Source organism: Beduini massiliensis (assembly GCF_000829905.1).
Classification (GTDB): Bacteria; Bacillota_I; Bacilli_A; order Erysipelotrichales; family Coprobacillaceae; genus Beduini; species Beduini massiliensis.
Genome location: NZ_CDPP01000006.1, coordinates 87,199 through 101,244 on the forward strand (window position 1 = coordinate 87,199; position 14,046 = coordinate 101,244).

General features: G+C 33.4%; 15 protein-coding genes and 3 tRNA genes. 6 read left to right on the plus strand and 12 right to left on the minus strand.

Annotated elements, in window-relative coordinates; all coding sequences use genetic code 11:
- Window positions 1-185 precede the first annotated feature (185 nt).
- From BN1225_RS10375 to BN1225_RS10430, 12 genes are all read right to left on the minus strand, one after another.
- The gene (locus tag BN1225_RS10375) at window positions 186-614 is read right to left on the minus strand and encodes a gamma-glutamylcyclotransferase family protein (protein ID WP_041139767.1); all 429 of its coding nucleotides are present in this window, start codon (window positions 612-614) and stop codon (window positions 186-188) included.
- Entirely contained in the window at window positions 614-1,255 is a 642-nt protein-coding gene (gene pcp / locus BN1225_RS10380) for a pyroglutamyl-peptidase I (protein WP_041139768.1), read from the minus strand. Before pcp ends, BN1225_RS10375 begins: the two co-directional genes overlap by 1 nt.
- Window positions 1,256-1,268: 13 nt before the next feature.
- The gene (locus BN1225_RS10385; RefSeq protein ID WP_041139769.1) at window positions 1,269-2,198 is read right to left on the minus strand and encodes a DUF979 domain-containing protein; all 930 of its coding nucleotides are present in this window, start codon (window positions 2,196-2,198) and stop codon (window positions 1,269-1,271) included.
- A gap of 1 nt (window position 2,199) precedes the next feature.
- Window positions 2,200-2,883, minus strand: a complete 684-nt coding sequence (locus tag BN1225_RS10390) for a DUF969 domain-containing protein (protein WP_041139770.1) — start codon at window positions 2,881-2,883, stop codon at window positions 2,200-2,202.
- Window positions 2,884-3,001: 118 nt separating this feature from the next.
- A complete protein-coding gene (locus BN1225_RS10395) occupies window positions 3,002-4,009 on the minus strand; it encodes a PTS sugar transporter subunit IIC (protein WP_052466568.1) in 1,008 nt (335 codons plus the stop codon).
- A gap of 77 nt (window positions 4,010-4,086) precedes the next feature.
- Window positions 4,087-4,851 carry a tryptophan synthase subunit alpha gene (gene trpA, locus BN1225_RS10400; protein ID WP_052466570.1) on the minus strand — a complete coding sequence of 255 codons (765 nt, stop codon included), beginning with the start codon at window positions 4,849-4,851 and terminating at the stop codon, window positions 4,087-4,089.
- Entirely contained in the window at window positions 4,844-6,028 is a 1,185-nt protein-coding gene (gene trpB, locus BN1225_RS10405) for a tryptophan synthase subunit beta (protein WP_041139771.1), read from the minus strand. The genes trpA and trpB overlap by 8 nt, the downstream gene beginning before the upstream one ends.
- Window positions 6,029-6,546: 518 nt before the next feature.
- Window positions 6,547-7,914, minus strand: coding sequence for an MATE family efflux transporter (locus BN1225_RS10410; RefSeq protein ID WP_041139772.1), 1,368 nt, complete (start codon window positions 7,912-7,914; stop codon window positions 6,547-6,549).
- Window positions 7,915-7,975: 61 nt separating this feature from the next.
- A tRNA-Ala gene (locus tag BN1225_RS10415) sits at window positions 7,976-8,051 on the minus strand.
- A 15-nt stretch (window positions 8,052-8,066) separates the two neighbouring features.
- Window positions 8,067-8,143: transfer RNA gene (locus tag BN1225_RS10420), tRNA-Ile, on the minus strand.
- A 42-nt stretch (window positions 8,144-8,185) separates the two neighbouring features.
- A tRNA-Ile gene (locus BN1225_RS10425) sits at window positions 8,186-8,262 on the minus strand.
- A 187-nt stretch (window positions 8,263-8,449) separates the two neighbouring features.
- The gene (locus BN1225_RS10430; RefSeq protein ID WP_052466572.1) at window positions 8,450-9,160 is read right to left on the minus strand and encodes an N-acetylmuramoyl-L-alanine amidase family protein; all 711 of its coding nucleotides are present in this window, start codon (window positions 9,158-9,160) and stop codon (window positions 8,450-8,452) included.
- A 278-nt stretch (window positions 9,161-9,438) separates the two neighbouring features.
- Here BN1225_RS10430 and BN1225_RS10435 point away from each other — a divergent pair, with 278 nt between their 5' ends.
- The 6 genes from BN1225_RS10435 (at window position 9,439) to BN1225_RS10460 (ending at window position 13,871) form a co-directional block, all read left to right on the plus strand.
- On the plus strand, window positions 9,439-10,143 hold the full coding sequence (locus BN1225_RS10435; protein ID WP_041139773.1) for a LytR/AlgR family response regulator transcription factor: 705 nt from the start codon (window positions 9,439-9,441) through the stop codon (window positions 10,141-10,143).
- 240 nt (window positions 10,144-10,383) lie between these two features.
- Window positions 10,384-10,776, plus strand: coding sequence for a hypothetical protein (locus BN1225_RS10440; protein ID WP_041139774.1), 393 nt, complete (start codon window positions 10,384-10,386; stop codon window positions 10,774-10,776).
- Between the two features lie 124 nt (window positions 10,777-10,900).
- Window positions 10,901-11,731 (plus strand): hypothetical protein, encoded by an 831-nt coding sequence (locus BN1225_RS10445; protein ID WP_041139775.1) that lies wholly within the window; start codon window positions 10,901-10,903, stop codon window positions 11,729-11,731.
- Window positions 11,732-12,225: 494 nt separating this feature from the next.
- Window positions 12,226-12,381, plus strand: a complete 156-nt coding sequence (locus BN1225_RS14790; RefSeq protein WP_156133056.1) for a hypothetical protein — start codon at window positions 12,226-12,228, stop codon at window positions 12,379-12,381.
- Window positions 12,374-13,024, plus strand: a complete 651-nt coding sequence (locus BN1225_RS10455) for an ABC transporter ATP-binding protein (RefSeq protein WP_041139777.1) — start codon at window positions 12,374-12,376, stop codon at window positions 13,022-13,024. Before BN1225_RS14790 ends, BN1225_RS10455 begins: the two co-directional genes overlap by 8 nt.
- Window positions 13,002-13,871, plus strand: a complete 870-nt coding sequence (locus BN1225_RS10460; protein WP_041139778.1) for a hypothetical protein — start codon at window positions 13,002-13,004, stop codon at window positions 13,869-13,871. The genes BN1225_RS10455 and BN1225_RS10460 overlap by 23 nt, the downstream gene beginning before the upstream one ends.
- Window positions 13,872-14,046: the final 175 nt, after the last annotated feature.

Below are 14,046 nucleotides of genomic sequence, written 5' to 3' on the forward strand. Positions count from 1 at the left end.
TTATATTGAATTAAGAATGTTTTTTTACCAATACATCACGATTACATCACAAAAAACATAGCTTTTTATCATTTCATGGTTAATAGTCTCTATAGTTATACATCAATTAATACTCATTGTGAGTGATATTTTATTGTGTTTATCTACATTTTTCCAATTAAAAAGGCAGACTATATAAGCATAGTCTACCACTTATAAACCGAAGCTCGATAACGGACATAATCCCCATCTTCGATTTCTTGATCCAACCGTTCTCTTTGTTCCTGTCTTTTTAAATTATAAACATATACAGGCAGATGTTCAATAACCGTCTTCTGATCTATATCATATATCGGCTTAATCAAACGATCATATTCATTATTAATATTATCCTTTTCATAATAGCGTTCTAAAACATCCAGAAGTTTCATATCAACTGTCTCATCTAACTCTAAGATTTCACCTAATACAAATTTATTCCCTTCGTCCAACAGTGCCGGATACTCCACTCGCAATAAAGAATACAATGTCCCTTTGATATACGCTCGTTGTATGACTTTGCAATGTCCCGCTAAATATTTCTGATAATTATACATTCCATATCGTAAACTTCCATATACAAAGATACGTCTCATTAATGTGTCGCCCCACCTGTCACTTTGATATCCTCAGAATATTGGATAATTGCTTCAATCGCAGCCACCAAGGCTTTTACGATCATCTCTAGTGACATACTCGGCTTTTCTTTTTTATCTACTACTTGCTCCGGTAAATAAGGAATATGAATAAAGCCACTGCGTTTCCCTTGATATTTGGTTTCGATCAAATGTCGAACACCATAAGTGACATGATTACAAACAAATGTACCCGCAGTATTCGATATAGAAGCCGGAATCCTTACTTCTTGAATTTGACGTACCATCGCCTTGATAGGCAGATTGACAAAATAAGCTGCCGGTCCCTCCGGATAGATGGGCTCATCAATAATCTGATTCCCCTCATTATCCGGAATACGACAATCATCGATATTAATCCCAACTCTTTCTACTGTAATATCACTTCTTCCACCCGCCTGTCCCACCGATAAAATCACATCAGGATCATACGTCATGATAGCCTCATCCAGCACTTTCAACGATTTATGACACACAGTTGGTATCTCTAACTTAATAATCTCCGCATTCAATATATGATCCGGTAATGTTTTTACCGATTCAATCGCCGGATTTATTTTTTCTCCGCCAAAAGGATCAAATCCTGTAACTAATATTTTCATCTTATCTTCCTTTCTAAAATGCCAATGTCAACATTAATACCACATGAATAATAATCAACACAATCGCCATTGGAATCTGTGCTTTGATGACTGTCCACTTGTCTTTCGTTTCTAATACAGCACAAGGCACAATATTAAAATTCGCAGCCATCGGCGTTAACAAAGTTCCACAAAATCCGCTGGTCATTCCCAAAGTCGCTACCACCACCGGATCACCACCTTGCATGATCACAAACGGAACACCGATTCCTACTGTGATAACCGAAAAAGCTGCAAAGCCATTTCCCATGATCATCGTGAAGATCACCATTCCTAAACAATATAATAATACCCCAATCACAATATTTCCGGTAGGAAATATACTCGAAATAATCGAAGCAATAACCTCACCAACCCCGGCTTTCGTAAAAACAGCCCCTAAAGCACCTAATAATTGAGGAAGCAGACATGCTGCCCCTACCTGCATCAATAAGCGTGCTGTGTCCTCTCTTGTTTCTTTGACTTTAGGCTTGCAAATAATAAATGCCGAGCTAAGTGAAACCAAACAAGCAACCCCAATCATTGTTGCTCCATCCAATGGTTTTCCATCAATTCGAACAAAAGACATGACCAATGCCATAATTCCAATCAAAGCTGCCGGAATAAAGATTTTATTCTTCACACGTTCACTCGCTTCTTTTTTCTTCGTTTCATCGATTTCTGCAAATTCTCCCATTTTAACTTGATGGGTTACTGTTAAAAGTCCCATAAAAATAAGCAGTACCCCTGTCATCATATAAGGAATGATCTTACCAAATATAAAGATAATCCCTAAGATTAGCCAAAATAAGAAAGTACCGAATTTTGCCTTTGTATTCTTTAATGCACGAACAGCTGCATTAATACTTACCAATCCACACAAACTATAAAATATCTCCGGTGTCCATTGCAACAGCTCTGCCATATTATCTTTTCTCCTTTACAATGCTTTTCTTTAATCTTTTATCATAAATCCAAACCTGTATAAATGTTAACAGCACTGTGATCACAGCAATTGGAATAGCAGCCGTGGCAATCGATTGTAAAGTCACATCATAACCAAGTTCTGCCATTGTCCCCTGAATGAGCACCACCCCACTGGCGGCAGGAAAACAGTTTTGGGCAAAGAAATTTCCATAATTTTCTACCGCTGCCGATATCCCTTTTAAATGATCTGTCTGATTTTCGGTTAATTTTTCACATTTAGAGTTTTCTGCCGCTGCTTCCGACATTGGCAAAATTAAAGGACGAATAAATTGAACATGTCCGCCAATACGAATATTTAGCGCAGAGGCGATGGAGCGTATGACCATATATAAGGATAAGATTTTACCGGCAGAAGCATTTTTTATACGTCCAATCAATTGTCCGGCACGTTCTTTTAATCCATATCTTTCAATAATCGCAATGACTGGAAAAATAATTAAAAAGATTGACATTAAACGATTATTAACAAAAGACTGTCCTAATATAGTTAAGATGTCATAGAAATTTATTCCGGCAACAAACCCGGTGACAATACCCGCAGTTAAAACGACAGCCAAAACATCAAATTTTAAAGTAAAGCCTACAACAATGATAGCAATTCCAATTAATTTCCAGTATTCCATATTTGACTCCTCTCATAATAAATAGGATGTTTTCAAATTAGCTTGTTTCTTAAAAGAAAAAACATACTCATTTACTAAAAAAACCTTATCAAATCTTTTGATTTAACAAGGTCAATGACTATTTTAAAATTTTTAAATCACCATTTCGTAAATAGTGTGCTTTTCTAAATAATTGATACACCGCAAAATTAATAACAATCGGTAAAATAATGTAGGCCACTACCGGAAGAATCCAATAACTGCTTCCCATTTGTTCCACCGTTTCAATGACTCCCATAAACAAAGTTCCGCCTATTGCCACCGAATGAATAGACGTTGTGATTTGAAATAATGCCGCCGATACACACCCACAAACAATACTTGATACGATGGGTGGAATAAGAATGATCGGATGTTTTATCATATTCGTAAACTGAAGCATACTGGTACCAACCAAGACAGCCAAACTATCTCCAATATCATTATCCTGCAAAGACATTAACCCCAGTCCTAACATAAACGACATAACTCCAGCTAAAGCTGCACCACAGGCAAGCGGTGATAATTGCAGGATTGACGTAATCGCAACGATGGTAATAGGACTGGTAAATAATAAACCTGCCACAACAGCGATCACCATTCCCATCAGTAATGGGTTCATATTTGTCATATTATTAATAAATTGAACAATGTAAGTTAAAAAGATCGATAAGTACGGTGTGAATAATGCATGAATAATTCCTGCAATAAATACACTGACTAACGGTAAAAGAAATAAATCAAATGGGGTTTTCCCTTCTAAAAAGTTATTTACCCAAACTGTTACTAAAACACAGATGTATGCCATAAACGGAGCAGCAACTTGCAAATCAGTTCCACTCATACTGCCTAATCCAACACATCCTGCCATCATTGCACAAATTAATCCTAAATGGCTCGTTCCGCTTTTATAAGCGATACTGATTCCGATGGCCGGACCTAATAATCCCGGCATTAACGCCCCCCACTGACTTAATAGATGAAGATGCGTCCACATTCCTATTTGAGTTAATATATTCCCTAATATATATGTCATAAAAAACGCTATTGAAAAAGCTGTTAAAGTTGTAAAAACATAGGGTTCTTTAGAAAACATTTTTTTTGCCATAACGAAACCTCCTATTGGCATTTTACAACAAAAAAAGAAAGTAGCCTATCCCTTTTCGACACTTTCTTTCATTTTTTTCACTGATGAAGGAGATGACTCATTTTCTTTATAGCTTGACCCAATTCCTCTAGTGTAGCGGAGGTTTCCAATAAACGCGGTACTTCTTTGAGAATCATATCCTCTATCTTGATACCATTTACAAAAAGATTTTCTGATTTAAAATTTACTATATCCTCTTGATTCAACGAAATTACTTTAGGTAATGTCGTCTCTTTATCCAACAGCTCAATAAATTGCGGAAGTTCTTCTGTTCTAGCCGCACAGTACAAAAAGCCCTGTGCTTTGCCCACAATTTCTTTTATTCTCTTTAGTGAACCAGAAGTAACTGATAAAAGAACATAAATATTATATTTCTTAGTAATTTCTTTTACAACGTGTTGATGCTCGATAGGAAGATCAACAATAAAAATCCCGTCAATACCACTATCGCTTGCTTCTTTAATAAATTCTTCGATGCCATAACGAAAGACTTGATTATAGTAGACATTTAAAATCAAAGGAATCTTTGTGCCATCACGTATTTCTTTAATGCATGCCATCGCTGCTAGCGTTGTCATATGATTTTTCAGCGCCCGTGCGTTCGCTTTTTGAAGATCTTCACTTAACGCAATCGGATCTGAAAAGGGCAAGCTCAATTCAATCATATCACATCCATTTTCGATCATTTGACGGATCATTGCCAAACTCGTGTTTCGACTGGGATCACCAATAACACTATACCCTATCATGGCTGTTGTTTGTGTTTTATTTAAAGCCTGTAATGTTTTATCAATTCTATTCATTGATTTCCACCCCCATAATATCCGCTATGCTTTTCACATCTTTATCCCCTCGTCCACTCAATGTCACAATTATGATCTTATCTTTTGTTAGTTGTGGTGAAAGTTTCATTGCATAAGCAACAGCATGACTCGATTCAATAGCGGGTATAATTCCCTCCATTCTACTTAAATAATGGAATGCTTCCACTGCTTCATCATCACGAATGGCAACGTACTTTGCACGCTCACATTCTTTTAAATAAGCATGTTCGGGACCAATACCAGGATAATCCAATCCGGCAGAAATTGAATATACCGGCATAATCTGTCCTTCATCATCCTGCAAAAACAAAGATTTCATTCCATGAAGTACCCCAATTGATCCTTTTGTCAAGGTGGCAGCATGCATTGATGTCTCTATGCCTTTTCCTGCCGCTTCACAACCAATCAGTTTCACTTTTGAATAGGGTAAATATTCATAGAAAGACCCGATTGCATTTGAACCCCCTCCGACACAGGCAATGACATAATCAGGTAATCTTCCCTCTTTTTGTTGGCATTGTACAAACGATTCTTTAGAAATAATATGCTGAAAATCACGTACGATCATCGGGTAGGGATGCGGTCCGGTAGCCGATCCTAATACATAAAAAGTATCCTGATAACACTTTGCCCATGCTGCCATCGCTTCATTGCAGGCATCTTTCAAGGTTCCGGTACCGCTTGTCACTGCGGTTACCTTAGCACCTAACAATTCCATTTTAAATACATTAAGGGATTGTCTTTGGGTATCTTCCATTCCCATAAAGATTTCACATTCCATATTAAACAATGCTGCTGCGGTGGCAGTTGCAACCCCATGCTGTCCTGCTCCTGTTTCCGCAATCACTTTCTTTTTCCCCATATGTTTGGCTAATAAGATTTGCCCTAACACATTATTGATCTTATGTGCTCCGGTATGATTCAAATCTTCTCTTTTCAAATAAATCTTTGCCCCACCTAAATCCTCACTCATCTTTTTTGCATAATAAAGTAAAGATGGTCGCCCTGCATATTCCTTCAAATAGAAATCCAGTTCCTCTTGAAACACTCTATCTTCCTTTAATTTAAGGTAGTACTCTTCTAATTCGTTTAACGCATTCATTAATATTTCAGGCGCATATTGTCCGCCATAAGTTCCATAAAAGCCTCTGTTCATCATTATTCCTCTTTTCTTTTATTTATCTTTATACACATGCAGAAGATTGTATTATTTCCCAGAAAATAATCTATTTTCAGCAAAATATACACTTAAATGGATTCGTTGTTACACCACCGCTTTGTTTCCTTAATGTATAATTTTAAATAAAAATATGGGGTCATATTTAAAATCATTTTTATCCCTCCTCATTTTGTATAAGCCAGAAATAAAAAATCTCCGCCCAATAATAGGACGAAGATTGATTCGTTATGCCACCCATATATATAGAAAAACAGCTTATACAAACACCAACATGTTTGCTTCTTTTTAACGCTAGAACTGCGGCTTGGCTACTTTGTATTCACCTTGCTTCTAATAGGTCCATTCATGATCTGCTTCACATCAGTTTTCACCCACCACTGATTCTCTACGCTTCTGCTACAATCACTACTTACTCCTAAATCATCGAATTTATTACTTGTCTAAAAGTATAAGCTTTTTTTAGCATCTGTCAACAAAAAAAATAAAAAGAGGCATTAAGCCTCTACTTCAAGCGTCATATTTCGTACCCAATGTCCCTTGCGATAGAAATAACTTGCGACAAACAGTTTGAATATATCCAGTGATTCGATAATCGCATACAAAGGAATCAATGGAATGGGGGTAAAAATAGACAACAAGGTTGAAAATAGTACAGATGCCCCCCATAAGAAACCACTATCCATAATTAATGTAGAAGCTGCATCTCCGCCCGCTCTTAAAACAAAGAAGATACACACATTGATCACATAAAAAGGAATCATGAGTGATTTGATACACAACATGGTCGTGATGGCTTGATTAATTTCCGGTTCTAAATTGTAAATCTTTGGTATTATCCCTGAAAAAGAGATTAAGATACCACTGATTACTACTGCAACCATCGCGCCAAAAACAATCAGTTTTAACGAGTTTTGTCGTGCTTCCTCTAATTCATTGGCTCCTAGTTTATTCCCTATCATAATTGCCACAGCACTAGAAAGACCCCCAAAAATAATAAAGGCAATATTCATGACGGTATCTACTACCGAAATAGCCGCAACTAAGAATTCATCGGTACGGATATAGGATTTAAAGATCATGGCATTTCCTAATGAAAACATGATTTCATTGATTGTCAGCGGTAATGCTTTGATCATTAATCGTGAGATTAAATCCTTATTTAGATGAAACATTCCGTTAATATCCAAACGAAAATAATGTTTCTTCTTCATCAACAGCACTAAATAAATCACCATTTCCACCAAACGGGCAATCAAGGTTGCAATCGCTGCTCCTTCAACCCCCATTGGTTTAAAGCCAAAATGACCAAAGATTAATATATAATTTAAGCAAGTATTCGTCGCTACTGTCAATATCCCGATCTTTAATTGGATCTTATTGATTCCTACCGAACGCAATGCCATCATACACGTCATCGAAATTGCATAAGGTAAATAACTATATTTAATAAAATTCAAATAAGATAATCCTGAGTCTACAATCGCAGGTGTTTTTGAAAACAGCTGCAGAATCTGAACCGGTATAAAGATGACCATTAATGTGAACAACAATCCTGAAAGTAATGAGAATAACATATTTGCATCAAATACTTCCTGACATTTGCGATGATCTTTTGCGCCGAAATATTGAGCTATAAAAATCCCCGATGCCCCACATAACCCGAATAAGGTAGAGTTGAAGATCAAATAAAATTTGTTTGCTACAGTAACGCTGGTCAAGGCTACTGAGCCAACGCTTCCAATCATGACATTATCAATTAAATTGACAAAGGATGTAACGAATTGCTGTGCCATAATCGGCAGTGCAATCAAGATAACTGACTTATAGAACGCTTTCGTTCCAAAAAACTTTTTAAAACGCATGTAACCCCTCCCAACACAAACGTATAAAAAAAATACTGTCACCAGTATCTGCTATTTAAAATGGTGGAGCCTAGGAGGATCGAACTCCTGACCTCCTGCGTGCAAAGCAGGCGCTCTCCCAGCTGAGCTAAGGCCCCAAAAATATTTTAATATGGTGGGCCTGAATGGACTCGAACCATCGACCTCACGCTTATCAGGCGTGTGCTCTAACCAGCTGAGCTACAGGCCCAATATATGGGCAACACCATATTTGTATTGAACAATCTATTAATGGTGGGCCTGAATGGACTCGAACCATCGACCTCACGCTTATCAGGCGTGTGCTCTAACCAGCTGAGCTACAGGCCCATCAATTGACTGCCTTTATATATTATCACTTGAATCCTCGTTCGTCAACACTTTATAGAAATTTTTTCAAATTATTTTTATCTATTTATTTTGACAAGAAAATTCATATTAAAACAATAAAAAATAGAGAAAGAATTTCTTTCTCCAATTTCAAATCTATATTAACATATCTGTTTATTATCCTTTTTTATGATAGAGGTTCTTCCGGCTCTGTTGGTATTGGCGGTACTTTTGACAAGTTCGTCTCAATTCCATCAGAAATCGCGACTGCTAGCTTCTTATGATATTTACTGGATGCTAATTGTCCCTTTTCATTTCCGTTTGTTAGGAATCCACATTCTACTAATACCCCTTTTGTTTTCGTACAACGTAATACATAAAAATTAGCGCTTTCTATTTTTTTACGGGTACCTGTTACCGGCTTCATGGCATTGTGGATATCGGTAGCTAATTCCTTAGCGGTATCACTTTTCCCATAATAAAAAACTTGTGACCCCCAAATCGAAGAGACCGTCGAAGCGTTTAAATGAATACTTATAAATAGATCTGCATTATAGCTATCGATTTTGCGTACACGTAAATACATGTCATCCTGCTTGGAATAGTTATAATCGCGATGTGTTAAATCGTTGTCATCATCTCGTGTAAGATATACCGTTGCTCCGCGTGATTCTAGTTCTTCTTTAAGCGCTAAACTTATTTTGAGATTTAATTGATCCTCTCTTACTTTCCCAACATTTGCCCCATTATCCAAACCACCATGTCCGGGATCAATAACAATAATACGGTTTGTTAAAGTTTGTTCTGCGTTTACTTCTTCCGTTTTTTTGTTTGGTTTAAATATAAACAAGCATATTGCCACTGCAATCATCGCTATAATCATTATTTTCTTATACATTTTATCACCTAGGTTATTTTATGTTTTAGGCTTATAAGATATGTTAATTTATTCAAAACATAATAAAACCTCTTTAATTCATTTTCAAAAATAATTATCCACTTTTTCATTATAAGATTTTTCGCGATTTTGTTGCGTACATTGGCTAATTATTGATTCATCTCATCATAAATGATAGTATCGTATTATAGGATAGTTGAATTTAATAAATGAAACTTATAATTATAATATAACTTCAACAAAATATATAATTTCTTATGAGGGGGAGATGAGAAATATTGAACATTTTAATTATTGAAGATAAAAAGCCCGATATAAAGCAACTAGAAGAAATATTATTTCAAATTGAAAAGAATCAAAAAATTTTTTTTAATATTACTTCTACTGATTTTTTAAACTACAATGATTTATTAAGTCTATATAAATATGATTTAATTTTTCTTGGAATTGAATTAAAGAATGGAAACGGTATAGATATTGGTAAAAAAATAAGATATGTTAATAATAAAGTAAAATTAGTTATTGTGACACATCATCAACGATATATGCTAGAAGGATATAAAATAAAAGCAGATCGATATTTTCTAAAGCCATTAAACAAAGACTTTTTTGAAAAAGAAATGATAGAAATCTTTAATGACTTAACTAATGATTTAGCAGGAATATATGATCCATCTATATATGAAAAAAAGATTTATTTCAAAGATATAATTTTCATTGAATACTATTTAAGACATAGCAAGGTTTATTTATATAATGGAAAGATTTTAGAAACAAAAAAGTCATTAAAAGACTGGGCCGAGATAGTAACCACATATGATTTCGCCTACTCACATAAATCATTCATTGTAAATTTCTTACATATTAAAAAAATTACCAATAAAGACATAATAATGAAAAGCAAAGATGTATTGCCCCTGTCTCGACACTATAAAGAGGAATTTAAAAATGCATACATTTTATATTTAAATCAAAAAGACTAATTTGATAGTGTACTAAAATTATACAATTAATTATTAAAGGTGCATTTTATTCTATTATGGTGCATGTTGTCCCAATCTATTGATCTTGTTGTTCTTATATGATAATTATTAATTATAGAGGATATCATTACTTTACTATTCAAATTGACAAGATGGAGGGGATAAAAAAGAGGAAATAAAAAACGAATTTATTTTGCTAAATCTTTATAACATTAAAATAAGAACAAGGAGGATAAGAAAATGAAAAGATTTACAAAAATATTAGCAGCTTGTTTTGTGTGCGTAATGATGCTTTCAATGGTAGGCAATGTTAATGCAGCTGTATCTGACGGGTTCTCACATTGGTTTCCATGGGGTTCAGGTGGTCAAACTATGGCTTATGGAACGAATCGTGATAGCAGTAATTTTTTACAAGTAACCACTGGTAGTAGTAGTGCTTCATGCAAAACTACTTATTGGCTTTATGAAAATGAAGATTCTATTAGGCTTTTAGCAGGTACTGTGGAAACTAATGGATCTAATTTTACAAGTGGAAAAGATTATTATACTGGTTATAATGGCCAAGACGTATATCTTAAAGGAAATGTAGACACAATGAATGCAGTAACTGTAAACGGAACGTATTGGCACTAATAGGGATTAATTTCCCTATTTTCATATATTATAATAATAACCTATTTTAATTATATATTGAAATAATATAATAAGGATACTATTCTAAACTAATTTCTTAAAATTTTCGAAAGATGGTGATATAATGAAACTAATAATAAACCATTTTAAATTAATGATAATGAATAAACGCTTTACTTATAGCATAGTTATTATCATGTTGTTTGCTTTTATATTCAATGCAGCTCAATATATTAAATATGAGGGAAATATTTCTGAAGCTGGTGGGATATTTGAAACTTCATTAGTTTTGGCTCATTCTTTATACGGAAATCAATTCTTAATAATTACTACTATCCCATTATTAATTACATTCTTTATAATTGATCCTATTTACAATGAAAAAGAACTCAATACAATTTTATATACAAAAATGGGAAAACATCAATTTTTAATTTCACGTCTTGTAAGCACATTTCTATTATCTTTCTTACTGTATTTTTCTTTTTATGCTGTATTAGTATTAACGAACAATATCATATTTGGTACTCAATATTTAGGAACAGATACTTTTGCCAGTTATCACTTATCTATGTATAATCAATTTCATACTAAATGGGGAGCAACTACCTTAATTTTGCCTTACTCCATGATGACCCATCCAAGTTTTGTAAGTCTAGTTTACGGAGTACTAACCAGTCTTTATGCCGCAGCAATAGGCGTTTTTACCTACGGGCTTTCATTAAATGTAAAACGATACTTACTCATATATATAATTCCCTTTGTTCTTGCTTATGTATACAGACTAATCTTTAGTGCATCATTTTTATTTGACTTCGCTATTGAGAATATCCTAATAGCTTGGTACAACTGTCTTTATCCTTATTGTTGGATAGGATTTGCTACATGGTTTTTTTTACTAATAATATTAGGAATCTTATTTACCTATATATACACTAAAAGAAATGAGGGATAGACATGAAAATTAGATATCATTTAATATTTAATGAAAGAAATTTACAATTATTATTACTTATTCCCATATTATTGTTTTGTGGGAAAGTATTAATGCGTTTAGATGGATACGGATATTATTCAATGGTATATCTAAGATTTTTCTACAGTCTACTTTTAATCCCAATTTTATATTTTCACCACCTAAATGAAGAAATCTATTCTAATACATTTGTCAGTTCCAGAGAGAATAGTCGCTTAAAACATTATATTCTTACTGATTTAATAGTGGTTAGCTTTTATAGTATCTACGTTACCGCAATTATATATATAATATCAGTTTTCGGATATCCATGGGAAAGTTGGAATCTCTTTTATTTATTTGCAATAAGCGTTGTCAGCGTATTTTTATATTTAGGTAATTATTATTTATTTAGATGTTTTCTTAAAAGAGAAATATGTTTCACAATCACTATTGGGTTGGGAGGATTATTAAGTTTCTTTCAAAATATAACTATGTTTATTCCAGCACCCAATGCTTTATTCAATATCCAGTTTATCGATACGGTTTGGTGTAAAAACTGGTTGTTGATATTTTTAGCGTTATTATCAGTATGTATTATAGGAACCTTCATCATTTATAAAATGAAAGGAAAAATTGTTTATGAATAAATTAGAAGCAAGAAATGTCAGTAAGCATTTTAAAAACAGAACTATTTTTGAAAATATTAATTTAGAATTTGAATCCGGTAAAATATACGGAATCGTTGGCCCAAACGGTTGTGGGAAATCAGTATTGTTCAAGATCTTATCCGGATTAATGCAGCCTAATAACGGTCAAATTCTTTATAATGGAAAACAATTATATAAAGAAATCCATATCCTACCATCTGTTGGATTAGTTATTAACGATCCGCAATTTTATAATTATTTATCTGGTTATGAAAATCTTTATATATTAGCTTCAATAAAAAATCTTGTTAGTGAACAAGATATAATAGATATTTTAAATAAAGTCGGATTACAGAATGATAAAAGTAAAGTAAAAACTTATTCAACAGGGATGAAGCAACGTTTGGCTCTAGCACAAGCCATTATGGAAAATCCTGATGTACTCATATTGGATGAGATTACAAATGGTATAGATAAAACTGGATTAAATATGGTTTATGATTTATTAAAGCAAGAAAAAGAGAATGGAAAAATAATTATTATCACCTCTCACAGAATTCAAGATATAAAAGTCTTGTGTGATGAAGTGTATGAAATAGATAATTATGGAGTTGACCAAATTGAAAAAGATGATCTTGTTTAGAATAGGATTAGTCTGTCTAACCTTAGTTATTACTATTTCCGGTTCTCTTATTTTAAAAGCCAATCGAACGATTGAAACAGTTGATAGTATTTTAAATCAGGATTCTACACTTGTTGATTTTCAAGACTTTTATAGTAAAAGTATTACATCTTATGGGCTATTAAACATTTATAACTTTAATGTTAGTTCTTTTAAAGAGTTAGAAAAGGAAAGTGATTTGATTGTAGAGGTGAAGATGACTCATCATGCACAGCCCGATTCTGTATTCATTGCCGAGGTTCAAGTAGAAAATATTTACAAAGGAACTTGCAGCTCTGAATCATTATATGTATTTGAACCTGTATCAATCAGGGATCCTCAGGGAATTGGTTTCAATGATAAATATATAAATAAATATGCTGAAAATCCTTTTTACCAACTTAGGATACCCGTCAGTTGGTACACTCCTATGAAGAAAGATGAACATTATATTCTATTTTTACAACAAGCTGAAGGCTACGAAGGGAAAAACATATATAATTATGTTACTTTACCTTATAGTAAGGTTCCTATTAAAGATGAAATTAATCAATATACCGTAGAGATAAATGATTTTGCATTAATCATGCACTATAATACTTTCAAATCAGCTGACATTATTTTTCCTAAAAATTGCATAACAAACGAAGATTACTACAATCCGGAGCTAGAAATTATTGAAAAACAAATAAACGACTATACTTATGTAAAAGATACCTATTTAAAAATCATTGAAGAAACCTATCAAAAATACTTAGAGAAGGATGCAAAATATAATGAAACGATTATCGATGATCAATACAACTTATATCAAGAGTTGTATAAATAAAATTGATTTATTATTTATTTTACTCTATCTAGGTATGGTCTTTCTTTATCCAAAAGCGCTTATCTATATTAAAAACATAGAATTTATTCGAGGATTTTACAGTATTGACAAAATGAATAATATGCTCTATGTATCTTTAATTATATGGATTATGTATAACCTTATTCCGATATTT

Bases quoted from the DNA above. Each gene is read 5' to 3' on its own strand.
- BN1225_RS10395 (WP_052466568.1), bottom strand. From the start codon at position 4,009: ATGGCAAAAAAAATGTTTTCTAAAGAACCCTATGTTTTTACAACTTTA.
- BN1225_RS14790 (WP_156133056.1), top strand. From the start codon at position 12,226: ATGTTTATTCCAGCACCCAATGCTTTATTCAATATCCAGTTTATCGAT.
- BN1225_RS10390 (WP_041139770.1), bottom strand. From the start codon at position 2,883: ATGGAATACTGGAAATTAATTGGAATTGCTATCATTGTTGTAGGCTTT.
- BN1225_RS10410 (WP_041139772.1), bottom strand. From the start codon at position 7,914: ATGCGTTTTAAAAAGTTTTTTGGAACGAAAGCGTTCTATAAGTCAGTT.
- pcp (WP_041139768.1), bottom strand. From the start codon at position 1,255: ATGAAAATATTAGTTACAGGATTTGATCCTTTTGGCGGAGAAAAAATA.
- BN1225_RS10455 (WP_041139777.1), top strand. From the start codon at position 12,374: ATGAATAAATTAGAAGCAAGAAATGTCAGTAAGCATTTTAAAAACAGA.
- BN1225_RS10430 (WP_052466572.1), bottom strand. From the start codon at position 9,160: ATGTATAAGAAAATAATGATTATAGCGATGATTGCAGTGGCAATATGC.
- BN1225_RS10445 (WP_041139775.1), top strand. From the start codon at position 10,901: ATGAAACTAATAATAAACCATTTTAAATTAATGATAATGAATAAACGC.
- trpB (WP_041139771.1), bottom strand. From the start codon at position 6,028: ATGAACAGAGGCTTTTATGGAACTTATGGCGGACAATATGCGCCTGAA.
- BN1225_RS10440 (WP_041139774.1), top strand. From the start codon at position 10,384: ATGAAAAGATTTACAAAAATATTAGCAGCTTGTTTTGTGTGCGTAATG.
- trpA (WP_052466570.1), bottom strand. From the start codon at position 4,851: ATGAATAGAATTGATAAAACATTACAGGCTTTAAATAAAACACAAACA.
- BN1225_RS10385 (WP_041139769.1), bottom strand. From the start codon at position 2,198: ATGGCAGAGCTGTTGCAATGGACACCGGAGATATTTTATAGTTTGTGT.
- BN1225_RS10375 (WP_041139767.1), bottom strand. From the start codon at position 614: ATGAGACGTATCTTTGTATATGGAAGTTTACGATATGGAATGTATAAT.